This window comes from Leptospira perdikensis (assembly GCF_004769575.1).
GTDB classification, from domain to species: domain Bacteria; phylum Spirochaetota; class Leptospiria; order Leptospirales; family Leptospiraceae; genus Leptospira_A; species Leptospira_A perdikensis.
The window spans coordinates 25,319-51,004 of sequence record NZ_RQGA01000002.1 but is presented as its reverse complement, the minus strand read 5'-3'; the positions used below and the strand labels follow the sequence as shown (position 1 = coordinate 51,004).

Genomic DNA, 25,686 nt, shown 5'->3' with positions numbered 1-25,686 from the left:
ACTGAAGATTTAAAGAAAGAGAATAAAAACTGAACAACAAACTAACAATATTGAATTGATTCTTCACCACACAAAACCTTAGTGTGTATTCTAATTCAAAAGAGGAAATTCGTCGTCCGGGGACGGGAATCCGGAGTCGTATTAAATTGTTAGGATGACAATGACTACAAATGACTCATTATAAACGGAATCATCTATGGATTTGCCGTAGTGTTATCAACCACACTAAAACCCTCATTGTGGTTCTAATGCTCGCCTCATGCCAAAAAATATCACCTGACAAAAGTTTACCGAAAGTTTTGGATGGGAAACTAACCCTCACCGAATCAATGTTTCAGGATCAAACTTCAATTCCCTTGGATGGTGAATGGGAATTTTATTACCAAAAACTTTTAAAACCGGAAGATTTCAGAATCACTCACTCAAAGTTAGAAAAGGAAACAATCAGATTACCCGGATTCTGGAATGAAATACAACGAGACGGAAATATTTACGATCCGCGAAATTTCTGCACCTTTCGGTTACACCTAACACTCCCAAAACAATCCATTAAAACTACCTTAGGATTCTATATCCCACACGCATTCACTACCTATCGAATGTATTTAAACGGTTCCGAGATATCTGAAAATGGAATTGTAGGAACATCTGCAAAAGACACAAAAGAATACTGGTTACCCAAAGTTGTATTTTTTACCCCCGATTCCGAAACGGCAGAGATCATCATCCAAGTAGCAAATTTCAAATCCTTAAACGCAGGTTTTCGACAGAGTATAGAAATTGGCACACAAGAGTCCATAATACGAACCAAACAGATTAGGCTCGCGTTCGATATTTTTCTCATTGCCAGTTTATTCGTAATTTCCTTATACCATTTCACACTTTATCTATTACGTAAAAAAGATTTGAGTCTACTCTACTTTTCCTTGTATTCCTTTGTTAGTTTGATTTATAAAATTACAAGTGGAGAGTTTTTTTTACTCATACTATTTCCTGATTTTGAATGGTTATGGCTTATTAAACTTTTTTTTCTTTCGATCTATTTAACATTTCCACTTTTGCTTAGTTTTATAGGAAAAGTTTTTCCCAACGAAATTAACAAAATACCAAACCATACATTCCAGTTTTTATTTTTTTCATTTTCTCTACTGGTTCTTGCCCCTGATTCCCAATGGATAGAAGAAACATTATTCCCTGCAGAAATTGTTATGTTATTTTGTTGTATTTATATTTTTGGAATTTTAACAAAAGCAGTTCTAAACAAAAGAGACAGTGCACTCGGATTTTTATTCGGATTTGTGTTTTTGTTCTTAACCGTTTTAAACGACATTTTATTTGAAAAAAATCTAATCAAAACAGAAGTATATGGGCCAATAGGAACATTCGTTTTGTTTTTCTCCCAATCTTTTTTTCTTTCAAAGAACCATTCAAAACTTCATATAACAATCGAAAAACAAAAGGATGAATTAGAACAATCAGTCTTCCTAAAAGATAAAATCTATCATACCAATATTCATTCCAAACGAATGGAATTGGAGTTGTATAAAAAATCGATCCAACCGCATTTTTTAATGAATTCACTATCTGCCATTCGATATTGGGTATCAGAAAGTCCAGAAAAATCTGCACTAATCTTGGACTCACTTGTTGGAGAACTTCGAATCATCTTAAAAGTTGCCTCCAAACAATTAATTCCCATTGGGGACGAACTGAATTTATGTAAATACCATATCGGTGTGATGGCTATGAGAATGGAAAAAGAATATAAATTCAAAACCTGGGGTATCGATTCTACCGAACTCATTCCCCCACTCATCTTTCATACACTCATTGAAAACGCCTTCACTCACGAAGATTCGCCAGAGGCAAAACTGAGTTTCGGAATCTTTAAAAAAAATATAGGGAAGGATGAGAAATTATTTTCCAATTATTGTTTTATAGTATATCACCATGAAAAAAACAAAGGAACTAAACTGCAAAACAGCGGATCAGGAACTGGCCTTGAGTATATAAGACTTCGTTTGGAAGAATCTTATCCGGGCAAATGGCATTTAACTCATGGAAAATCAAAAAACGGTTATAGAGTTTTAATCCAAATTCAAAAGATTTAAAATGAAAATACTGATTTTAGAAGACGAACCGGTTCATGCCAAATATCTAACCAAACTATTAAACACAATTAGTGGATCAACCATTCATGAAATCCATCACCTAACATCAATTGATGAAGCAGATTCGTATTTAAATCAAAGTTTGGTTGATATATTATTTTTAGATCTCAACATTTTTGGATCCGACGGCTTCGAAGTTTTAGATAGAATTCCAACAACAACCATGAGTACAATCATTGTGTCTGCAAACACCGACAATGCAATCCGAGCTTTTGAATACGGGGTTATTGATTTTATCGCAAAACCTGTATCAGAAGATAGATTGAGATTGGCATTGGATCGACATGCACTTTTTACAAACACCTACCAGAGAACGGGAGAAAATCAAAACAATACAAAATCACGTTTGTTGCAAGTGGACCTGGACAAACTTCAAAATCGATTGTCCCGTCTTATGGATATTGAAAAACTGTATCGAAACGAAGACCTTTCCCTAGAAGTTCTAGCCAGCGAACTGGAGTTACACCCTAGACAATTATCCGAATTTTTAAATGGAAAAAAACAAACTACGTTCAATTCCTTTTTACACAGTTACCGCATTAGAGAAGCAAAAGACCTTTTGATCAAATACCCTGAAAAAAACGTAAGTGATATTGGGTTTGAAGTTGGTTATAAATCCCTATCCAGTTTTTACGAGGCTTTCAAAAAAGAACTCAAAATCACCGCCTCCGAATTCAGACAAAAACTTCCTGATTCTTTCAATTAGAGTTACTCTTTCCCAGTTTTGATTCCATTTTTAAAGCTCCGTAACTTTCCCCATTTTCGTACCAACTGTTCCAAGAAATACTGCCCAAGTAGATAAATCACTTGTCAATAAATTCCACCTCTTGTTTTATCTAAAAACAACTCACATGATTCGAGGCAATTTCTGAAGCGACAAGATATGAAACAATGCCTTAGCCGCAGCCCCAAGATCAAAACCTTCTTTTGCTTAGTTTCTGTACTTTTTTTTGTTGGATGCAAATCTCCCGAACTAGAGAACCTTTGTGACCCGAAATATAAGGGTTATCTGGAAACGATACTTTTCAAAATTCTTTCTGGAAATACGTCAAACCATTGCGGTGTGAATTTAAATCAGGTCTTTGCCCCTTTTTTCTTACCGGCACCTGGACATTATACCGAACCTCATTTCATCTCCATTTCTACAATCACACCAGGGGCAACCATCTATATCACAACCGACGGCTCAGTGCCAACCGCAAACTCGACACCTTACACATCACCTGCTTCGATTTGGCGGCTAGCAGGACAAAGAATTCGTGCCATCGCCATCAAACCAGGAATGGATAACAGTCCCACTGCAGAAGCTACCTATTCCCTCATTCCTTTAAAAACGGGCCAAACTACTTCTTATGCGACTGGAGATGATTCCAATATTGGCTCCGGAATTTCTCCCAATTACGTAGGCCCGAGTCCAGATACAACCTACCCAAATGACTACACAACCTTCGACCAATCCACAGGGATTCTTTGGAGGACATGTTCACAAGGTTTGAATGGCCCAACTTGTGCACTTAACTCAGTGACTTCAGGCAACATTTCCACTTTAACTGCCTCCTGTTTGGCTCTCAATTCTTTGAACTCAGGGAATGGATATGCAGGATACAAAACATGGCGCCTTTCCACATTGAAAGAACTATTGACTACCAATGATGCAAGTAAAGCAAATGCAACTATTATCAATCCAATAGCGTTTCCTGCAACTGTCGTCTACGCATATTGGGCTTCAACGCCGAATCTTCCAAGTCCAAGCGACAGTCGATATCTTGATTACACCCGTGGAGATTCTTATGCAACAACTTCAATTGCATACTACGGTCGTTGTGTTGCCTCACCACCACCAATGGAAACGCTTTCCTATACCGACAATGGAGATGGAACTATAAAAGATAATACCACTGGCCTCACTTGGCAAAAATGTTCATATGGACAAACTAATGACTCCACTTGCACAGGAGGAGGAAATGTTTCAGACTGGGCATCAGCGCTAACCTACTGTGGTAGTTTGTCTTTAGGCTCTAGAACTTGGAGACTACCAAATAGAAATGAATTGGCAAGTTTGTATGATTATACAAAAGCTACTGGGCCACTGATTGATCAAATAGCTTTCCCAAACACTAAATTCTCGGCAAGTGAATACTATTGGACATCAACTACGTTTGCACCCGGCACTACGAGTGCATGGTATGTTAATTTCACAACGACAAACAATAATATTTTTGAAGGAATCAATAAAACAACCAATCTTTACGTTCGTTGTGTTTCACAGTAACCGCATCCAAGTTTAGCAAAATCCACCACGGACCACAGGAACAATCACTATTTAATTTCAGAATATTCGTTTATACGTATATTCTTCTTAAAATTTGTATTTTAAACGAACTTGTAAAAAACCCAATACTCGGAACCTGGAAATTGGATTGTTTTGTTTGAATCATACAGCCTTCCAACTGCTTTCCTTAAGCGACATAATAGAAAATCGAAATAAAAAGAGAGGAAAGGATCCTTTCAGTAAATTTTTAGAATTTTCGGATCATCTAACGATCAAAAACGAATATTCCCTACTATAGCAGAAAGGGAGGTTTCTTTTCCTCGGATTTCTCCGGGTTTCGGCTGACTTCTGAACGGAGAATCTTTCCCGAGGATTTATGAACATTTTTTCACATACTCTCTTGTATTAATGAATTAATGTGTTATAACTAGAGTCCGTTCAGAACGTATTCAAATTCTGAAACAGCAGGTGAAATGGCCGGAATGTCTACGGAAAGTACAATCAAATCTTTTGCGAGTGCAGTATTCCCTTCTCTACCATCAGGAACGTACATCCTTCTTTCCGAAAGTGGCCAAATTGTAGAAGCCTTTGCTTCAGAAACAAATCCTTGGCAAGTTGGATCAAACACAGTTGGAAAATCTATCGAGGAATTCTTACCGCCAACGTATGTAAACCTGAGAGAAACCATCTCTAGAGTGGCCGATACGGGTGTACCTTTTTCCTCTCGATACACCTTTCCTGAATTCCAACTTTTTATCAAAGTGGCTCCTTTTGTTTTTGGCACCCAACCTCAAAAATATTTACTCATCTCCGTCTTGGAAATCGTGGAAGAAACAGAAACCTTAGTCGATCTCTCACAAGTTGAGAAAGCGGTAGTCCAGTATGAAGAGAACCTTCATAAAGAAATCATCAAAATCTTCAATTGGCGCCATGAGATTGAAGGCAAAGGAAGCCATAAAGATTGGATGGAAAAAGCTCTACCTAACCTCAATACCTCGCTGATGCAAGGATCTGGTTTAGGGGCGCTTGTCACAACGGTTGGTTCTCTTCTCAGAAAGGCAAAAAAAGAAGGGGAACGTTATTTCGTTCCTTCCACAATTTTCGAATTGATAGAAGATAACTTTCGTAGCACAAAAAAATTAGTCCAAACTTTAGCAGAAGCCCAGGTAGTCTTTGAAGGTAGTGCAGTCATTACAGAAACTACGATGTTAAAAGACCTGCACAATATGGTACAAGAAGAAGTGAACTATCTATCCGATATGAGCACTATCAAAAACCAACGTTTTCATCTTTCCAATTTACAAAACGGGCAAGAAAATCAATTCAACTGTAACTTCAAACTTTTACGAACAGCCATTCGAGAACTTCTGATCAACGCAATGAAATATGCACCAGAGAATTCCAGTATCTACATTTTGTTTATGAGAGCCGGAGATAAATTTTCACTTAAAATTTTGAATGCACCAATGGATCCTTCCATCCACCAGTTTGATTTCAAAATGTCAGAAGAGATTATTTTATTCCAACCTTTCTACCGAGTGAATAAATACGTAGACGAACGTTATTCCAAGGAAGAATTCGGATTGGGACTGGGGTTACCTATCGTAAAAAAAATATTAGAAGATATGAATGCGAAAATTTACTTCAATGTATTGGATTCAAATATTTATAACAACAAATCTTCTGAAGTTTCAGTAACTTTGGAATTTGATATCATTCCATAATAGAAACATAAATTTGTATGTTTTTTAATTTTAATTGCATTTCTTTCAAAAGACTATTTTTCGCTCACAAGAAGGTGACAAAATGAACAACTTGGATATGGAACCTCTATCTGATGAAAACGATGATTACGATGAAGAGGATACACTTGATGGTCGTTACCTAATCTTTTCACTTGCAGACCGAAGTTACGGAATCGAAATCAAATTCATCACCGAAATTGTAGGTATGCAAAACATTACGGAAATCCCAGATATGCCCAGCTTTATCAAGGGAGTGATCAATCTCCGAGGAAAAGTCATTGCTCTCATTGATGTGCGAGATCGATTCCGAATGCAATCCATTGGTTACAATGACAAAACTTGTGTGATTATCTTAAGTGTAAACCAACAACTCATTGGACTGATTGTAGATACAGTGAGAGAGGTAATCAAAATTGCCCCGAACAACATGGAAGAGGCACCCAAATTTGGAGAACACCAAGGGAATCAATTTATCAAATCTATAGCAAAAGTCAGCGACGATGTAAAAGTTTTACTCAATATCGAAAAACTTCTCAAAGACGAAGACAAACTAGCATTAGACGCAGCAATCAGCAATCAATCTTAAAAGAGGAAATAGAATATGTTAAATTTAAAATCCATGACAGTAAAAGGAAAATTGATCCTCGGATTCAGTTTGCTAATACTATTTATAGGCATTGGTACAGGTTCTGGAATTTACAGTGTCAATATTTTCAATAACAAAGTAACGGACCTAGTTTTGATTTACTCTCCGAAAGTGCAGTTTGCAGAAAAACTTAGAACAAAATTTATGTGGTTAATCCGAAACGAGAAGGATTTGATTCTTGAACAAACAATGGATTCAATGAACACAAGACTCACAAACCGGATCAAGTATACCGCCGAGTTATTTGAATATATTGATAAGTTAGAAAAACTAGGAAACGAAAAAGACAAAGAAAAGTTAAAGGAACTGAGAAGTACATTCAATGATTATGCGCTTGCTTTTGAAGAAGTAAAAGTGATCGCGTTAAAAAACCTTACCCAAGAAGCACAAGCCATATCCACCAAAAAAGGACGTCCTGCTGCGAACCGATTTGATGCCGTATCGAATGAAATTGCAAAAATGGCTGCTGATGATATGAATGAAGCCAACAAACTCACAGACGAACTGTATGCAGGAATTTTTGTTTTTATGGCTGCACTCTTTGGCATATCTGCGTTTGTTTCCGTTCTGATTGCCGCTTGGATTATAGTAAGCATTACAAAAGCATTAAACTCTGCGGTAGAAATAGCGGCAACGGTATCCACAGCAGCGGAACAAGTTTCTTCCACAGCTTACTCCTTAAGTCAAGGTGCCAGCGAACAAGCTGCTTCCATAGAAGAATCGACAGCTTCCATTGAAGAAATGTCTTCATCGGTAACCCAAAACTCGCAAGCAGCAAGTGAAACCAACCAAATTGCTTCTACATCTGCAAAAGAAACAACCCGAGGTAGAGAAGCAGTTTTTAAAACTTTAGATGCAATGAAAAACATTTCTTCTAAAATTAAAATCATTGAAGAAATTGCTTACCAAACCAACTTACTTGCATTAAATGCTGCAATTGAAGCGGCACGTGCCGGTAAACATGGAAAAGGGTTTGCTGTCGTAGCTGATGAAGTCAGGAAACTAGCAGAAAGAAGCCAGGTTGCCGCTCAAGAAATCAATCAACTATCTTTCAATAGTGTTTCCTTAGCAGAGGAAGCAGGGAAAGTAATTGAAGAAATTGTTCCGAGTATTAGAAAAACAGCTGAACTTGTTTCTTCCATTGCTGATGCATCGAGTGAACAATCCTCTGGGATCAACCAAATATCTTTAGCGATGACTCAAATGGATCAAACCACTCAAATCGCAGCATCATCTTCTGAAGAACTAGCAGCAACATCGAATGAACTGAAAGAACAGTCAGGCCACCTATTGGAAATTATGGGAACACTTGTTAAAGTAGATAAACAAAAGTTAATTTTGTCAAAACAGCAAAAAAATATAACGAACAAACCAGGTGATCTTAAAAATATTGCGGCTGAATTTGGGAAAAACAACAAGTCACCGAATGCTTTTGGCTCGGCACTTGAACATAACTCCCTCACTGAAAAATTTTGAGTTAAGATATGGGAAGAGAACAGCTCTTACTCGATTTTATCCCTGAAGGATTTGAACTGATAGAGGTTTGCGAATCAGCCATTCTTTCTATCGAGGAAATCAATGACCAAACAGGCGAATATGATGAAGAGTTAATCAACAACCTATTTCGTGCCGTACATACACTCAAAGGTTCGGCAGGTTTATTAAAACTGGAGAGCCTTGTAAAAGTTTCGCACGAAGCGGAAACCTTAATGGATATCCTCCGTAAGGAAAAAATACTTCCTAACGAAGATATATGCCAAGTGTTAATCAATACTTGCGACCAACTCCGGAGATTATTGGAGATAGTTGACGAAACCAAAACAAATCCGGAGTTAGATGAAGAATCAGAAGCAATTATTGAAGTTTTAAAAAGAGAAATCAAACGTTTAAATTCAGAAACAAAAGTTATCGATGCGGAAACCGAACCGGCCCCAAAGAAGAAAAAAAGTTTCGAAATCTTTGGTGAAGAAAATACAACAGTAACAGTAACCACGACCACAAAAAAACCTGCCTATGAAATTTTTGGTGAGTCGACACCTACATCCAGTATAGAAGAGGTTAAAACTGTAGAAATTTCCAAATCACAGATTGATTCGGGAAAACCAATTCAAGAATCATTCTCATCTACTAAAACTCTGGTTGATAAAGAAGTCACAGGACCTTCCTCGGCTGTCCATCGCAAAGAGATCAAAGTCGCAAATGAGAAGTTAGATGCCCTAATGGATTTAGTAGGTGAACTTGTCATTGCAGAATCAAATGTAACTCAACATCCCCTTCTTAAATCTTTGCGAAACGAAGATTTCAATTCTTCACTCAATAGACTACGTAAAATTGTATTAGATTTACAAGAAGTGGCTCTATCAACACGGATGATACCGATCAGTGGAGTTTTTCAAAAAATGTCTCGTTTGGTAAGAGATCTGCAAAAAAAAGCCAACAAAAAAGTGGCTCTATACATTAGCGGAGAAGAAACAGAAATTGATAAATCCATTGTTGATCTCATTGCAGACCCAATCATTCATATTTTACGAAATTCCATTGATCATGGAATCGAAAATTCGGGAGATCGGACCCTCGTTGGAAAACCGGAAGTGGGGACTATCCAGTTAAGTGCAAGGCAATCAGTAAATGAAGTTTGGGTAATGATTCGTGATGATGGCCGAGGACTTAACAGAGAGAAAATTATACAAAAATCTCTAGAACGAGGAATTCTAAGTGGTGATACAGAAAACTTATCCGACCAAGAAGTTTATAATTTAATTTTCGTACCTGGATTATCAACAGCGGATGCAGTGACTGATATTTCTGGACGCGGAGTCGGAATGGATATCGTACGACAAAACATCGAAAGAATGGGTGGAAAAATTGAAATACATAGTCGTATAGGTAAAGGTACAAGTTTCATTTTAAGAATTCCTCTTTCGCTCGGTATTATGGAAGGGACCGTAGTTCGGATTGGCAAAAAGTTTTTTACAATTCAAACAATTGAACTGAGAGAGTTCGTTAGTCTCAATAACAAAGAAGAAATTCCATTAGAGGACAATCAAAAAGTCATCGATGTCCGTGGTGCTTTCATACCTATCTTTGACATCAATCAGATTCTAAATCATAGAGAAGAGATTGTTTATGATAATTTGGATCCGCTTATGATTGTACTTGAATATGAAAAAAACTTAATGGGAATCCGTGTAGATGAAATTATTGGGAATCAAAATGTAGTTATCAAACCTTTACAAGGAATTTTGGAAGAAGCCAATGGAGTGAATGGTTTTACGATCCTTGGAAGTGGTAATGTCAGTTTGATTTTAGATGTTAAATCCATTTTTCAAAAAATGCAAAGAACCAACTAATGATTAAGTTATTGATTGTGGATGATCAAACAGTGGTAAGGAATGTCCTTTCGGAAATGTTTTCCAGTGACAAAACAATTCAAGTTGTTGGAACTGCATCAAACGCATTGGAAGCAAAACGTTTGATTCCACAACTGAATCCAGATGTAATCAGTTTAGATGTTGATATGCCTGGAATGACAGGAATCGAGTTTTTGGATTGGCTTATGCCAAACTATCCAACCCCGGTGATAATGCTTAGTACCTACACTGTATCAGGTGCTAATGCAACCATTCAAGCTCTTCAGAAAGGAGCCATGGATTTTGTAAAAAAACCAGATGGAAGTGAGGCCGATTTTTTGCGAATGTTGGAAGAACTAAAGATCAAAATCAGGAAATTAGGACTTACTTCAAAACCCAAACAATCATTAACAACCGTTAATACAAAGTTAGCTGGATTAAAGGGGAAACAAACAGACATCAAACTAATTGCCATTGGTGCATCCACTGGTGGAACCCAAGCGCTTGATTTTATATTACACCAACTCCCAAATGATCTACCGCCCATAGTCATCGTTCAACATATGCCAGAACACTTTACAGCTTTATTTGCACAAAGACTCAACCAAACCACAGGCCTTCCGGTAAAGGAAGCCGGACATGGAGACATTTTAGAGCAAGGCCATGTTTATTTAGCACCAGGAGACCAACATTTACTCGTTCGTCGTCTGGCTGGACGTTTTTATTTGGAGTTAGAAGTTTTTGAGAAAGTCAGTGGACATCGCCCTTCTGTTGATGTTTTATTTGATTCTATTGCAAAAGGAAAAATGGGAAATTATTGTTTAGCAATATTACTCACCGGAATGGGAAGAGATGGAGCCGTCGGATTAAAAGGGATCAAAGATAAAGGCGGACGAACCATAGGCCAAGATGAAGAATCATCTGTAGTTTATGGAATGCCGAAAGAAGCATTCCAACTTGGCGCCGTTGAAAAACAAGTGAACCTTTCTTCAATACCGAACGTTATTTTACAATTTTTAGAACAATAGAGGAGATTCAATATGTCAAAAAAAATATTACTTTGTGACGATGCACCAACGGCTCTTAAACTTATGGAGATGGTCTTGGGAGATGAAGGTTATGAAATATTCAAAGCCGAAAATGCAGAACAAGCAATGAAAAGTTTAGAACTCAACGGCCCCTTTGATGGATGTGTCTTTGATGTGAATATGCCAGGTAAAAACGGAATTGAATTGTCTCGAGATTTTTTAGCCCATCCCAAAGGAACTGGAGCGAACATTGTCATCGTATCAACAGAATCTAGTGATCACTTACGTCAAGCCGGCAAGGACGCAGGTGTAAAAGCCTGGATTGTAAAACCATTTGATGATGAGGATTTGATCGAAGTTCTGAAACGAATCACTAGCTAAAATGTAAATACAGAAGTTTTTTTAACCATTCTCTCGCGAACTTTAGTTTCAAAATGTTTTTCTTGTGTAAGAATTTCAGTAGATAGGTTCGCAGGAATTCTTGTTATAAAAACATCATAAGTATCTGTATGAAAAACTAATTTCCGATACAACTCTCCACCAGTGTCCTCACTGATGATGGGAATTTTTTCTGTTTGTAAAAACTCTTTCACAAATTTTACATTATTCGGGCCTGCGTGACTCGTTGTGAGTTTCAAGGTTTGAGATCCACCGAATATTTTTGCTTTTAATTCGGTACGAGGAATATTCAATTTCACAAACTCATTGATAATGAGTTCCATAGAAGTAATTCCATACCGTGAACTTTTTTTATCTTCGGCTTTGTCTAAACTCCCAGGTAGTAGGATATGATTGATTGCACTATGTTTTGTTTTTTCGTGATACAAACAAACAGAAACACAAGACCCCAATATGGTTCTAATTTCATAGATACCTGAAGTAAAATAAGCTTCCCCAATGTTTAAATAAACTTGTTGTTTCATAAAAAAAATGAATCCAGTAGAAAGGTCTAGATCAACTTCCACCAGACAGACTAATCATTCTATTTTATTTTTCAAGTGAAAACAATTGAGAGGGATCCCAAAGAAAATTGTTTTGTTCTGACTTGTAAAAAACCAAACCCACCCAAGTAGGATAACCCTAAAAACCTTAGGTGAAGTACAGATTGTTACAAAATTTTACCTGATTGCTCGATACCGTGCATACACTCCGTCGATATCGGGACCATTGGAGATGGCCTCTTTTACGAAAGCCAAATTTGTATCTGGATTTTTCCAACGAACAGAAGAGGCAGAAGATAACCTAATATAGGTGAATCCACTTTTTAATTCATCTCTTAAAATGGAAGTACAACCTGTCCCTCCAGCAGAATTTGACACCTCACTGAGTTCATCTAAGTCAAACCCATCTCCTCCAGAGTTTGCCGTATCAAAGACCAAACTAGGGTCATATCCAAAATTTTTAGTTGTTTCATGGAACAACACAGAATTCCTTCCAGCAAACCTTGGCCAATCCGCCGGATTTTTAGAATAGGTTGTTTCTGGTGAAAAACTATAATTTGGATTAAAACCACACCAGTTGGTTGTATCGTTACTGACTTCGACAATGACGATATCCATAAAATATGTACTTGGGTTTGAAACCTTAAATGCATTTTCAAAAACAATAAAATCAATTCCAGGGCCATTAGTAATTTTATGACCCGACCATTCTAAAATGATATGATCGTTTGCTAAAGTATAAGCCAATGAAAACACATCCGTTCCACCACCAGTTAGCCCAGCACCTCGAACTCCATTCACCGCGTTGTTACTGTTTCCAATCCCCGAACCAGTATGTCCTGGAGCTGATTTTACAGTATCTGCCAACCAAACACCGGGGTTCGAGTTTGGTGCACCAGGGGTTGTTTCTTCTGGGTTTCCAGATCCAGTGTTCGGAATTGTATGATCCGTTTGCAGAAGTGGTAAAAATAACGTAGAATCTACGTTAGACGATTTTGTTTCACAATTCCAGACCATAAGAAAGGAACTGCAGACAAGTAGTAAGGTTGTTTGAATTTTCAATTTTGTCTCCTTTGTTGTCATTAGGAGCGCAGAATTTGTTTAGTTGTGATGTTTGCATTTTCAACGACCCAATGACATATTTGTCCGGGGCCCTGAAAAAAATTTTCGGTGCAAATGATCGTTTACGGGCGATTCATTTACGGGAAGATCCGACTTATTCCATAGTTGTATGGAAATCACGGTTGCGCCGTCAGCTGAGGATTTACACCCCATTCCTCCCGGAATTAAGTCCAGTTTTTAAAGATCGTTAATTAACACAAGAAATAAAGAATATACTTTTAAATGTAATCCGAATCACCAAACATACGCTAATGATCAAAGAGCTTTGAGGCATAAATCGCAGTTCCCACAACCATGAAACGTCGAATCAAAGTATTCGTGAATGAACTTCCGGCGACACTCTTCTGTTTTTGTATACAAAACTGTTTGGTATAACCGCTTTTGGTTTTCCTTTTTTTTATCCAAAAGTTCTGATTCTGAAAATATAGAATCAGACCATGAGCCTTCTATTTGTAATGTTCCTCGCTCGAGGTCTCCAGAGATAAGCCCCCGACTCGCAAGTAAAGTTAGAGCTGTTTGGATTCTATGATCACCTTTATTTTTAAAGGTCATATAAGATTGTAAAGTTCCATAGTCCAATCCAGATAGTTCGTTCTGTTTTTGTGATAGTAGAGTGAAAAGTTTTTTTAAATAATTTAGATCTGGATTTTGCCATTCAATGAACTCCATTTGAACAGTCAGGTCATCTTGACAGTAATAGAGTTTACAAAAAGAAGGATCACCATCTCTTCCTGCCCGACCAATTTCCTGATAATAGGATTCTATACTGCCTGGGATTTGTGCATGGTAGATATTACGGATATTAGGTTTATCAATGCCCATCCCAAAAGCATTTGTTGCAAGGAGGATTCCATCTTCAGATTTGAGAAACAGTGATTGGACTTTATTCCTCCTATCGGCCGATAATTTGCCATGATATACCGAATGTTTTTTTCGTTTCGTATCCATCCAGTGACTGAACTTTTCTAATTCCTGAATCAAACTAAAATAGATAATGGTTGCACCTTTCGATTTTTCTAAATCTTTTAAAATCGAATTGTATTTCGATTCTGTATCAAAACAATCCACTACAGATAATTTTAAGTTCGGACGAAACAAACCATCATCAAAAATTCGAATTTTATCTTTATCAATTCCTAGTTGTATCAGAATATCTTCTTGTACTCGTTTGGATGCAGTAGCAGTCAGTGCGATAGTAGTTGGAAATCCTAATACTTCACGAAACCAACTTATTTTTGTATAGTCAGGTCTAAAGTCATGTCCCCATTGGCTGATACAATGGGCTTCATCGATTGCAAGAAGAGATACGGTTTGTTTACTGACTGCATCCAAAAATTCTTTTTTTTGAAATCTTTCTGGTGAAACATATAAAAGTTTATAATCGCCAGAAGTTAGTTTGGCATACCGTTCCATTCGTTCCGTTTTTCCTAAACTGGAATTGATAAATTCAGCCGGCAGGCCTTTTTTTTGCAAGGCAGCTACTTGATCTTTCATAAGAGCAATGAGAGGTGATATTACGACACAGATACCAGGCATACCCAATGCAGGGAGTTGATAACATAAGGACTTCCCCATTCCCGTGGGCATAAGCACAAGCGAGTTACCTAAGTTCAATACATGTTTAATGATAGCTTCTTGTTGTCCACGAAACTGCGATACACCGAAAGTTTCGCACAACTGTTTCCAGTTTTCCGATGATGGAGGGGAGTTTTTACTTTCAATATTCAGGAATGATACCTGAAATCACTCTCCCTAAGAGATTCCACTTGAGTCATTTACTTTTTGTTAATTTTTTGAATCATGTGTTAGAAGAAAAACTTCGATTGGTTTTAACTTTCCCTTCACAGTCTCCTCTGCTATGAACTTCGTGTAGAATACTTCAGGATGTTCTAAATTTTCGATCGTAGCCCCAGATACAAGTACATCAACAGAATATTTTTTGGTTAATCCTTCTAGGCGACTCGCTGCATTCACAGTATCACTAATCACAGTTGAATCCATTCTCCTGTTTTCACCGATGGTTCCAAGCATCAAGGGACCGGTATGAATCCCAATTCCAAACTCAACCGCTTGATAACCACCTCTAACCCTTCCATCATTGTATTCCCTAAGTGCATGTCTCATCGCAATGGCCGCCGCCAACGATTCGTCAGGTGGTCCAGGGAAAAGAGCCATAATTCCATCTCCTAAATATTTATCAACAAACCCGTTATGGTCTCTAATGATGGGACCAAACAATTTAAGAAAGGAATTGATAAATTTAAAATTCTCTTTGGGGCTCATTGACTCAGACAAACCTGTAAAGTTACGAATGTCCAAAAAAAACACAGTCATCCTCATTTCAGTAAAATCACCTAACGCAATCTCTGTTATGCTTTTTTTGTTCAATAAACCTAAAACTTCGCGAGGGATGAACCTTTCTAAAGAAGAATTGACTTTCTCTAGGGCAGCAGAATGCATTTCACTTGTGGCAAATGCATTTGCAAAAAGACGTGCTACAACTAAGGACTGTGCTAATAAAAAAATGAATGTTCCTACATTTACCAAAGAAGGTAAATCCCAAAAAAAATGACTTTTAATAATATCAAGAAGGACTGTCAAAAGAAAAAGAAGTGTTCCCCCTACAAATAAACCAGCACCTGGTTCTTTATGGAAAAGTGCTCGACCAACAGTGATTAAACTATAAACTCCAAAAGATAGTAGAAGCAACTGGAATGGGACAAGAAGTGTTGTTGTCCAAACGATCGGTGCCACTAGATTGATCACAGCATAAGATATCCCTCCAAAAACGGTGAGGAAGGTTGCCGGCCGGAATGAAAATTGAGGATACAATCGATCAACAAAGGCAGCAAAACTAACAAGGGCCAAAGCCATCGTTGCATAAACTCCGCGAATGACAAAATACCAGCTAACATTAGGAAATATTTCTAAAAACAAAGTTTCACTATAAAGAGTCGAACGAAATGAAATCATCAAACAAAACAGGCCAAACCAAAGTGGTGCCCTATTTTGGCTCCGAAAAAAGAACGAACCACAGTGATATAACCCCATAAGAAAGATGGCACCGAAAAGAAAAGCTTCCCAAATAACAGCTTGCGTTCTTATTGTTTGTATTTGTTCCAATGTACCAAGTGTTAGGCTATAATAAATTCCACCAAATTGATCATCCCAATTGGATGCTTCGATTGCCAGGTTGATCTCAGTTTTCCCTGCGGTAGGAAGTAAAATGATCCTTGGCCGATAAGAAGGAGTTCCGGTATCCGGTGAATGAGAAACAACTCCCTCTTTTGCAATCGTTTGCCCATCAACTGACAAACTAAAGGCGGTTCCAACCAACGGTGACAACAAAGCTAAGTCAGAAGAATTTTCCGGCAATTTTATTTTCAACTGATAGGTTCCGTGACCCATCGGTGCTCCGTGAAACCCTTTTGTCGAAGGAACTTCCCAAGGAGCTCCATCAAGTGTCCATTCTCCGTCCATCAAGACAGTTCCCTGATCCCAGGACCAAACACTTAAATCCAATATCCCTGCAGAAGCGACTGGATTTTGCGACTGCCCCACATGAGTCGAACACATCGAACATAAACAGAAAATAATCAAGACAGCCGACTTACGAATATGTAGGAACATTTCCTGGAATACTAACGGATAGTAGGAGATTGTCAATCGAATTAGAATCTTTGACAAAAGTTATAAATAGAAGAATAGAAAATTAGTAATGTGTCCATCGTTTCTATAACTGGAGAAATATTCGTAAACATAGTTTTCTAAAACTGACCAGAGATCAATTCCTCTAAAAAATACGGTGAACTACTAATGATGACTATTGATACAAAATTTCCATACAACAAAGTATATGAAATGAATAACGCATAGGAATTGAGAAGAAGATCCAAAGAACTTGACAGTAGATTTTTAAAACTTTAGAGTTTTATAATCTAAAGGAGTCTGAATGAAATATCTTTTTTTTACAATCACTCTGGTTTGTATTTTTTTTACGCTGGTTGTATCCATTTCTGCACAAAAAGGACAACAACAAGAAGCGAAACCAGAAGGCGGTTTCACAAAGAAATTATCAGGTGTTTGGGACTGCGGTGAATTCGGAAAACTAACTCTCCAACAAAACGGTATTTCTGTCACTGGTATATATGATTCCAATGGAGGAAGTTTGCGAGGAACTATTAATGGAAATATTTTTAGTGGTGTTTGGTCCGAATCAGTCACCAATGACTCAGGGGCTTTCGAATTCGAACTCGCGATCAAACGTATGTCTCCCGATCCGACTCATTTAAACGGAAAGTGGAATCACACAGAAAATCGCACTTGGCAATCGGGTTGGAACTGCGTTAAGTAGAGGTAATATGGGAACTTTAATAAAATCTATTTTCATTATTGCCGGCTGTGTATTGTTTGGTGGCCTTCTAGGATTTTTTGGTCCTTTTATCATCGCACAATTTGATCAAAATGGGGCTGCATGGTCGATGATTACAATGATTACGGTTCCAATTGGTTTGGTTCTGGGACTCGTGATTGGACTCTTCTTCGTATTTGGTTTTTCTTTTCCAGCAGTCATCGTTCCGATCTTTGCGGTGTTACTTCTGCTTGCACTCGTTTACATTCTTATTTTCAATCAGTAGGTTCTATGAAATTCATACTTATATTTTTAGCATTTACATTACCTCTATTAGCACAGGCAAATCTTCCCACTTCTTTTGAAGAAAATGATCTTTATGGTTTCAAAAATAAATCAGGGAAGGTAATCATCAAACCACAATACCAACATGTCATGGACTTCACAAAAGAATTAGTGGCATTCGTAGTAAAGGATAACAAATGGGTTTGTATCGACACAAAAAATAAAACACTTTTGGATGTTTTTATTTATGACAATGGACCTGATTATTATTCGGAAAAACTCGCTCGTTTTGTAGAAAACAAAAAGTTCGGTTTTTTCGATTCCCATTGTAAAAAACAAATTCCGGCTAATTATGATTTCGTTTATCCTTTTGAAAATGGTTTTTCTATTGTTTGCAACGGATGCGAATCTAAATCCGATGGAGAACATAGTACAATCGTTGGCGGGAAGTATGGGATCATCAACAAGAAGGGAAAAGTAATACTTCCTGTTGAATACGATTCCATCGATTCGATTGACTTCAAAAAGAAAACCGCAATTGTTACGACCAATAAAATAAAAAACACAATCAACTTTAAATAGGTTAGAAAAATGCCAATTCGAATGACAGATGATGATAAAGAACCAGAAGAAGGTTCTAAATCGAAAGGAAACTCTTTTTTTCTAATCGCAATTTTCGTTTTCCTCGGAGGGTTACTTTTTAAATACCCAAAAGTGATGATCCCTATTCTTGCGATAGGACTGTTGGGACTCATTTGTATAGGCAGTATATCTGATGACTCTGACGCAGAGGATGAAAAGTCCACCGAATCGGCGTCAGATGGCCCTCATAAATTAGGCGCAAAATTTGATGCAGAACGATATGACCGCGCACAAGTTTACGAACCCCTTTCGGAAGAGTATGGCAATGAAATGCCTTCTGAAGTTTCCCTACTCAAATATGCACCGAAAAGACAAAACCAAGGAGAACAAGGCTCTTGCACTGGTTGGGCAGTATCCTATGCTGCTCGCACTATTTTACATGCAAAATCTATAGGAGAAGATCCAAATAAAATTAGTTTTAGTCCAGCGTATCTTTTTAACCAAAACACTGATAAAAACTGTGATGGTGCTTACCCAGTAGATCTACTTGATGATTTAAAAAAACAAGGAACGTTACAACTATCTGAATTTCCATATAATGAAAACTCTTGCCGGACCAAACCAACAACGGAACAAAAGGAGAAAGCAAAAGAGTTTAGAATCGAAGGATACCAGCGCCTAACTGAAGATGGCGAAAAGTATGAAACAGACATTGAATCCGTAAAACAATATTTATCCCAAGGATCTCCTGTAATTATTTCGATGGAGGTTGGTGGAACTTTTTTAGATTTAAACAAATCCGTTTGGTTACCAACGGAAGCGGATTACCAAGCTGTCAAAAAATATAAAAAAGGTAAAGACAAGTCAGGGGATTGGGGTGGCCATGCGATGACTGCCATCGGATATGATGACAATAAAAATGGTGGTGCCATTCAAATTATGAATTCCTGGGGAGAAAATTTCGGTAACAAAGGGATCTTTTGGCTTCGTTATGAGGACTTCAATCAATTTGTTCGAGAAGCTTATGCTTTTTACCCTCCAAAAACATTTGAACCCAATGAAACCTTCTCCTACCAGCTGGGCCTTGTGGACAATGCCACAAAAGAATTCATCCAACTAAAACAAGTCACATCAAACCTATACCAAACAAAAAAACCGGTAAAGATAGGAACACGTTTTAAAGTAAGTGTTAAAAACCAAAAGCCAATTTATCTCTATATCTTTGGACAAGAGTCGGATGGCAGTTCCTATGTGCTTTTTCCTTATACTGACAAACACAGTCCCTATTGCGGAACCAGTGGGGTAAGAGTGTTTCCGAAAAAACAAAGTTTAGAAGTCGATAACGTTGGTAAAAAAGATAGCATTGTCATTGTTTTTGCAAAAAAGCAGTTAGACTATAAATCGATCAATGCACAAGCCAACCGATCGAAGTCAAACTCCTATCTGGAAAAATTTCAATCTGCTTTCCAAACAAAAATTTCAAAGTCTTCCCAATTCAGCGAAGGTGGTGATAAGATGGAATTAGTTTCTACCGATCATAACCCAGAAACCGTAGACTTTATCGTCATTGAGTTTGCTAAAGAAAAATAATCATCACAAGAAAAGCAGGTTGATAAGGCTCTGATTTTCAAACAACCACATGAAGAAAATGTGATAACCAATTTTTAAAGCCTACCAATAGGAATCAACACCAGTTGATTCCTATTCTTTCTTGTCGTATAATGAGTCTATGACTCAAACGATAATTCTGAATTCAAAATACAATGAGACTAAAAAATACTGCAGTAAACAAATCCACTACAACTAAGAATCCCTTCTCTATGATTCCACGATTATCATTTAGGGAAAATCCGATCTACATCTTATTAATTTATAGTTTCTATCATTGACAGAGTTGAACTTTTGAAATAAATTTACAAAGCATTCAATGAGAATCAAATTTATAAATATATGCATTCTGTTTTTTGTATTTCTGCAAGCTTGTAAACCGACTGGACTTTGTAATTTTAAAGATTTAAATAACAGTTGTGGCATTTCGAATTTTTTGGTTCAATCGAATTGTAGCATCACTCCAGACCCACCAGCGAAACCGCAAAATATAGTTGGATCTACATTCAATAGCTTAGTCGTAATCAACTGGAATCCTGTTCATTGTGCGAGTCATTATAATGTGTATTGGTCAACAACACCAAACGTCAATATCCTTACGGCAAATAAAATTGTGACTCAAGAAGCAAAACTGAATCATACTGGTATCATCAATGGGATCACTTATTATTATGTTATCTCTGCAGTAAATTCCTTCAACAGAAAGGAAAGTCTCCTTTCTGACGAAGTTTTCTTTTCACCAGTCACAACCACTTTAAAAACTTTTGTTACATCCATAACCTATTTCATTTCAACTATCGGAAGTGTTGCCGGGGCAGATGCCATTTGTAATAGCGACAGTGGTAAACCTGCAGGAACATCTAGTTACAAGGCCTTACTTGTCGATGAATCTGGTTGCAGTGGCATCCCTTGCAGAAGGGCGTCTTTCACTGCAAATTTAGGCGACAATCAAATAGACTGGGTATTAAAACCAAACACAAACTATGTGAGATCGGACGGAGTGACCCCAATTATGACCACCAATGTGAATGGTCTTTTTATTTTTGGAACCTTAACCAACAGTTGGACGAGTGCAGTAACTACTGGAATCAGCGGAATGTCGGGTACCTGGACTACTTTCGGAGGATTAACTTGTAATAACTACAGTGAATATTTAACGGGTTCATTGACGTCAACCCAATATAACCAGACAGGTAGTGGATCACTTTCAAATGCATCTTCATCCTGCACAAATGCTTTTACCTTACTTTGTATTGAGCAATAGAAGTTTAGGTTAAAACGACTATTTTGTTCCAAGAGAAATTTCCCAGAGGAATGATAGATTCTTGCGACAAGGAAAGAATCTATCATTCGATAATCATTATTTCAGAATATGAAAATATCTTTTCATAAGTCTTTAATTACAGGCAATAAACAAGTTTTGGATAATAGAATTTCCACTTTAAAAAACTCAATCAATGGCAATTTATACTTGGGGAAATTGCACCAAATTTCCTATCTAAAATAAGTAATTTCACGAAGGTTGTGTATTTCCTAAATCTTAAGCCAATAGTAAAAGAAAATTATTGACTACTTATACCATATAACTGCAATTATCTCAAGCTTGTAAATGTATCCGTCGGATATGGGGAATATTGAATGAAGATTCATCTACTTTTAACTATCTGTGGGTTAGCCACATTATCAAATTGTATCGCCTTTATTGATAGTTTTAGCGATAGCCAAAAACATAAAGATACCTTCCGTAAAAACTTAGGGTTACTGAGTGCCGGTGTATCAATGGGCAACGCGTTAGCAGGTCCCGAGGGAACAGTTTTTACTTCGACCGATGGGAAGTTACAAATCATGATTCCACCCGGTGCAATGAAAGATACACAACAATTCAAAATCACTCGTTATACGCCAACGTCGCAGATTCTGCCTTCTGGATATATTCCCACTTCAGCAGTTTATGAAATAACACCTTCCTATCGTTTTAACACTGATATCTCTATTTCCCTCGTTGTCGATAGTAGCCAAATTCACTCGCTTAATTTGGTTTCAACAAAAACTTCTGGTTTCTCGGCGAGCCTCACACCTCCCGATGAATCAACGGGCAGATTTCCTGATTGGGGTAGTCATGATTCGCGTGTTGAATCGGACCGTGTTCATTTTACAACAAGAACATTTTCTTATTTTGGTGCAGGCACTCCTCCCGTTGGAAATCTTCCTCCTGATATTCGAGGAGCTTATTATTATTTTAAACCTAATTGTTCCTATGTTCCATACCAAGTGAGGACACAAATCATTGAACCTGACGGCGATAACATGACGGTAAATCTCATTATAGGTAAAGTCGGAGGTGGTACCAATTATATACCGATGACACGTGAAGGGATGACACAGTGGTATGTTGCTTCGATCCCATATGAAGCAATGGGGAACACCGGTGTTCAGATGCAAGTTAGTGCCACTGACCAATGGGGCGCAACCACATCACGACCCAGCACTTCTATATTTCAATATCCTACGGATTCTGGTGATTCAACATATATCAATAATTATGATATAGATCAGGACAATGACGGTTATAACGATGTTTGGGAAGTTGACCATGGCTACAATCCACGAAATGCTTCAAATCCAACAGGGATCGTTGATAGCGACTCAGATGGTATCCCAAATATAAGCGATGCCACTCCCAATGGAGAATCCAATCCTCCGATTGATTCACTAAACATTTTTCCACTAACTGTAACAGCCGATATAACAGAGAACATTGTATTTGGTGTCTCTGCCAGTTACTTGGGACAACCCAGATTTGTGAATCCTACTTTTGTGAGCACAGGGAATGGATTAAGTGGACAACCAGTAGGAAATTTATCCGGCGGTATGTTTACTGCGGTTCGACCAGGTGTTGCAGGAGTCATCGCAACAGTAGGAGCTTTGAATGCAACTGCATCTGTTACTGTCAATGATACAGTTGGACCGAATGCAATTGCTGATTTATCTGCTTCTCCGCGGTCACATACTCGGATTCGATTGCAATGGTCAGCGCCTGGTAATGACGGATCCTTTGGTCGTGCAGCAGCTTATGAAATCAAACGTTCTACTTCTAGTATCACGAACGATGGAACTTGTAACACGGCAACGCCAGTGGCCCATACTCTAGTACCAAAACCTGTTGGTCTTCTAGAAACGCTTGAGATAGATGGTCTTTCTCCTGCAACGACTTATTATTTCTGTATTCGCGCTTATGATCTTAAGGGGAATCGGAATATTTGGACAGGTTCGGTGAATGCCTCTACATACTCTGTTCCTGATCTTACTCCACCGGCTTCCATCTCAACTGCCACAGCAAATGCGTTAGACGGTTCAACAATCCAATTAAATTGGACAGCAGTTGGAGGTGATGGAATGACAGGCAGTGCCTCGGCATATGAAATTAGAAAATCAACATCTTCTATTGGATCCGATTTAGAATGTGATGCTGCCATATTTGTTCCGAACACGGTCGGTATTATCAGTGCAGGGAGTCCCGTTGGCTTTTCGGTAACTGGGCTAACACCAAATACCGTATACCATTTCTGCATTCGTGCATATGACTCGTCTGGCAATCGTAGCATCTGGTCAAATTTACTCACTGCAACAACACCATATGTAAACTCTCCCCCCATTGCCAATGCAGGAACTGATAGTATTGTAGAACCAGGTGACACGGCTTATTTAGATGGAACTGCTTCTTCGAATCCGGATGCAACACTTTGTGGAGTCTCTTCTGGTAATTACCTTTTCAAATGGACTTTTGTTCGTAAACCACCTACATCAGCACTGACAAACACAAATATCATTGGGGCTTCGACTCTTTCCGCTAGTTTTGTTCCTGACGTCGCTGGAATCTATGAGATTGCTTTAACATTTACAGATTCCCCTGGTTCTTGTGCGGGCACTGCACGTTCTTCTACTGATTCAGCAATTGTTGATGCACGTCCAGCAGGTTGGTTTGGTTTTTTTGGTCCGGCTAACAACATGTTGATTCCGAGGAATAATCTTACAACACCAGATGGTGGTATGATTACTTTTTCGACAAGTTATGCAGATGTTCCTACTTTCGATGGGAAAACTCCACGTATAGGTTTTGGCAGTTATGGCTTAGCAACTATGGTTGTGAAATTTAATTCAAAAGGTAGAGTCGACTGGTATACTTTCATTCCTGGGGCCGACGCTGCGAGTTTTCCTGCGAGACTTGCTGACGGCAGTTATATTTTTTCTTCCTGGGCCTCTACGGCAGTACCTTCCATAAACGGAACTTTTCCGATAGTCCCGTTTAACAATGGTGCTCAAGACGCAATGGTAGTAAAATTATCTCCAAACGGAATCCTCCAATGGTATACTTTTGTTGGAGGTACAGACAGCGATTATCCACCATATGGAACTCGAACACTAGAAGTCACAGCAGACGGAGGGATCGCATTCATAATAGCATCTAGAAGTACTTCTCTTATTTCAGGGACGGTTCCATTGATGGCTCACTCGGGTCTACCTGAATACAACCTTTTGATAGCAAAACTTACTGCAAATGGTATCCTTCAATGGACAACTTTTCTGAGGAGTTTGTCTACTGGGGAACTAAGTGCAAGAAATGACGGTACTATATTATTTTCTGCGACAGTCGGAGCAGTGCAGCCGACAAACATCAACGGCATCTTCCCTAAACTTACTTATTCGGGCGGAACTGATTCTGTTGTTGGTTCCTTGGATTCCACAGGCAGTTTACAATGGTGGACGTATTTAGGAGGAACAGGGGCAGATAACCTTAGAATGTTGCCAATGAGTGACGGTGGCATCACAATGTATGGAAATTCACTTAGTTCCGTGGAATCACTCGGGGGGGTTCTTCCATGGATCAGTGCGAAAGGAAATTATGATCCACTAGTGATTCGACTGAATGCAACGGGAGATGTACAATGGTTTACTTTTTTGGGTTCTGCGGGGAGTGATCGTGGTTATGGTATTGTAGAGACCCCATCAGGTGGATTGGTACTCGTTGGTTCAGTCGGGGGAGCTTTGTCTGGCTTAGAAGGTAAAAATCCTATTCGCGGTTATACTTCCGGGGACGACGGTGCCATTTGGATGCTTAAGCCCGATGGACATTTAGATTGGTATACACAAATCGGGGCTGCAGGTATAGATTATCTTTCGGATGTCCAAAGGCTTTCCACCGGTAACTATTTAGTTACAGGCAATACACAAGTAAGCATTCCATCCCTAGGTACAGTGACACCTATCAATCCATATTCAGGTCAACAAGATACTACACTCTTTATGATGGATGCCGCTGGGTCGATATCTTGGTACACCCATCTTGGACCAGGAGTTTCGGGAGGGGGTTTTGTACACACTTCCCCTACACCTCAAGAAGGATCTGATGGCACACTTTATGGATTGTTACAAGCTACTCGTGGCCGATCCCTCCTTATGGGGAAAACACCATTGTATCTGTTTCCAAGTGGAAGTACTTTCAGTGGGATGATCCTCCGACTGAATCCAGATGGTAGTTTTTAAAGAAAAACAGACGAGAAGATTGAAGTCGCTAACATAAAACA

20 protein-coding genes are annotated in these 25,686 nt (G+C 38.3%); 15 read left to right on the top strand and 5 right to left on the bottom strand.

Annotated elements, in window-relative coordinates; all coding sequences use genetic code 11:
* The first annotated feature begins 170 nt into the window (after positions 1-170).
* The 3 genes from EHQ49_RS01115 to EHQ49_RS01105 all read left to right on the top strand — a co-directional run bounded on the left by EHQ49_RS01115 (position 171) and on the right by EHQ49_RS01105 (position 4,443).
* Positions 171-2,111 carry a sensor histidine kinase gene (locus tag EHQ49_RS01115; RefSeq protein ID WP_135575518.1) on the top strand — a complete coding sequence of 647 codons (1,941 nt, stop codon included), beginning with the start codon at positions 171-173 and terminating at the stop codon, positions 2,109-2,111.
* Position 2,112: 1 nt separating this feature from the next.
* Complete coding sequence (locus EHQ49_RS01110) at positions 2,113-2,877, top strand: helix-turn-helix domain-containing protein (RefSeq protein WP_135575516.1); 765 nt, start codon at positions 2,113-2,115, stop codon at positions 2,875-2,877.
* Between the two features lie 357 nt (positions 2,878-3,234).
* Positions 3,235-4,443, top strand: a complete 1,209-nt coding sequence (locus tag EHQ49_RS01105) for an Lcl domain-containing protein (RefSeq protein ID WP_167482976.1) — start codon at positions 3,235-3,237, stop codon at positions 4,441-4,443.
* A 427-nt stretch (positions 4,444-4,870) separates the two neighbouring features.
* Here EHQ49_RS01105 and EHQ49_RS18800 read toward each other — a convergent pair whose 3' ends face one another.
* Positions 4,871-5,203: a hypothetical protein gene (locus EHQ49_RS18800; RefSeq protein ID WP_244241290.1), complete on the bottom strand. Its 333-nt coding sequence runs from the start codon at positions 5,201-5,203 to the stop codon at positions 4,871-4,873.
* A 64-nt stretch (positions 5,204-5,267) separates the two neighbouring features.
* On the opposite strand from EHQ49_RS18800, the gene EHQ49_RS01100 reads away from it, so the two are divergent.
* The 6 genes from EHQ49_RS01100 (at position 5,268) to EHQ49_RS01075 (ending at position 11,593) form a co-directional block, all read left to right on the top strand.
* Positions 5,268-6,167 carry a sensor histidine kinase gene (locus EHQ49_RS01100; protein ID WP_244241289.1) on the top strand — a complete coding sequence of 300 codons (900 nt, stop codon included), beginning with the start codon at positions 5,268-5,270 and terminating at the stop codon, positions 6,165-6,167.
* 82 nt (positions 6,168-6,249) lie between these two features.
* Positions 6,250-6,774: a chemotaxis protein CheW gene (locus EHQ49_RS01095; RefSeq protein WP_135575510.1), complete on the top strand. Its 525-nt coding sequence runs from the start codon at positions 6,250-6,252 to the stop codon at positions 6,772-6,774.
* A gap of 15 nt (positions 6,775-6,789) precedes the next feature.
* The gene (locus EHQ49_RS18845) at positions 6,790-8,310 is read left to right on the top strand and encodes a HAMP domain-containing methyl-accepting chemotaxis protein (protein ID WP_135575508.1); all 1,521 of its coding nucleotides are present in this window, start codon (positions 6,790-6,792) and stop codon (positions 8,308-8,310) included.
* An 8-nt stretch (positions 8,311-8,318) separates the two neighbouring features.
* Positions 8,319-10,184, top strand: coding sequence for a chemotaxis protein CheA (locus tag EHQ49_RS01085; protein WP_135575506.1), 1,866 nt, complete (start codon positions 8,319-8,321; stop codon positions 10,182-10,184).
* Positions 10,184-11,212, top strand: a complete 1,029-nt coding sequence (locus tag EHQ49_RS01080; RefSeq protein WP_135575504.1) for a protein-glutamate methylesterase/protein-glutamine glutaminase — start codon at positions 10,184-10,186, stop codon at positions 11,210-11,212. The genes EHQ49_RS01085 and EHQ49_RS01080 overlap by 1 nt, the downstream gene beginning before the upstream one ends.
* Before the next feature lie 12 nt (positions 11,213-11,224).
* Entirely contained in the window at positions 11,225-11,593 is a 369-nt protein-coding gene (locus EHQ49_RS01075; protein ID WP_135575502.1) for a response regulator, read from the top strand.
* Here EHQ49_RS01075 and EHQ49_RS01070 read toward each other — a convergent pair.
* The 4 genes from EHQ49_RS01070 to EHQ49_RS01055 all read right to left on the bottom strand — a co-directional run bounded on the left by EHQ49_RS01070 (position 11,590) and on the right by EHQ49_RS01055 (position 16,905).
* The gene (locus EHQ49_RS01070; RefSeq protein ID WP_135575499.1) at positions 11,590-12,135 is read right to left on the bottom strand and encodes a chemotaxis protein CheD; all 546 of its coding nucleotides are present in this window, start codon (positions 12,133-12,135) and stop codon (positions 11,590-11,592) included. The genes EHQ49_RS01075 and EHQ49_RS01070 overlap by 4 nt on opposite strands.
* A gap of 195 nt (positions 12,136-12,330) precedes the next feature.
* Complete coding sequence (locus EHQ49_RS01065) at positions 12,331-13,215, bottom strand: LIC_13355 family lipoprotein (RefSeq protein WP_167482975.1); 885 nt, start codon at positions 13,213-13,215, stop codon at positions 12,331-12,333.
* A gap of 315 nt (positions 13,216-13,530) precedes the next feature.
* Positions 13,531-14,952, bottom strand: coding sequence for a RecQ family ATP-dependent DNA helicase (locus EHQ49_RS01060; RefSeq protein ID WP_135575495.1), 1,422 nt, complete (start codon positions 14,950-14,952; stop codon positions 13,531-13,533).
* A 108-nt stretch (positions 14,953-15,060) separates the two neighbouring features.
* Complete coding sequence (locus EHQ49_RS01055) at positions 15,061-16,905, bottom strand: adenylate/guanylate cyclase domain-containing protein (protein ID WP_135575493.1); 1,845 nt, start codon at positions 16,903-16,905, stop codon at positions 15,061-15,063.
* A gap of 322 nt (positions 16,906-17,227) precedes the next feature.
* Here EHQ49_RS01055 and EHQ49_RS01050 point away from each other — a divergent pair, with 322 nt between their 5' ends.
* The 6 genes from EHQ49_RS01050 (at position 17,228) to EHQ49_RS01025 (ending at position 25,645) form a co-directional block, all read left to right on the top strand.
* Entirely contained in the window at positions 17,228-17,629 is a 402-nt protein-coding gene (locus EHQ49_RS01050; protein WP_135575491.1) for a hypothetical protein, read from the top strand.
* Between the two features lie 7 nt (positions 17,630-17,636).
* Positions 17,637-17,912: a hypothetical protein gene (locus EHQ49_RS01045; RefSeq protein ID WP_135575489.1), complete on the top strand. Its 276-nt coding sequence runs from the start codon at positions 17,637-17,639 to the stop codon at positions 17,910-17,912.
* A 5-nt stretch (positions 17,913-17,917) separates the two neighbouring features.
* On the top strand, positions 17,918-18,493 hold the full coding sequence (locus EHQ49_RS01040) for a WG repeat-containing protein (protein ID WP_135575487.1): 576 nt from the start codon (positions 17,918-17,920) through the stop codon (positions 18,491-18,493).
* A 9-nt stretch (positions 18,494-18,502) separates the two neighbouring features.
* Positions 18,503-20,083: a C1 family peptidase gene (locus EHQ49_RS01035; RefSeq protein ID WP_135575485.1), complete on the top strand. Its 1,581-nt coding sequence runs from the start codon at positions 18,503-18,505 to the stop codon at positions 20,081-20,083.
* A 454-nt stretch (positions 20,084-20,537) separates the two neighbouring features.
* A complete protein-coding gene (locus EHQ49_RS01030; RefSeq protein WP_167482974.1) occupies positions 20,538-21,365 on the top strand; it encodes a DUF1554 domain-containing protein in 828 nt (275 codons plus the stop codon).
* 374 nt (positions 21,366-21,739) lie between these two features.
* On the top strand, positions 21,740-25,645 hold the full coding sequence (locus EHQ49_RS01025; RefSeq protein ID WP_135575481.1) for a fibronectin type III domain-containing protein: 3,906 nt from the start codon (positions 21,740-21,742) through the stop codon (positions 25,643-25,645).
* Positions 25,646-25,686 lie beyond the last annotated feature (41 nt).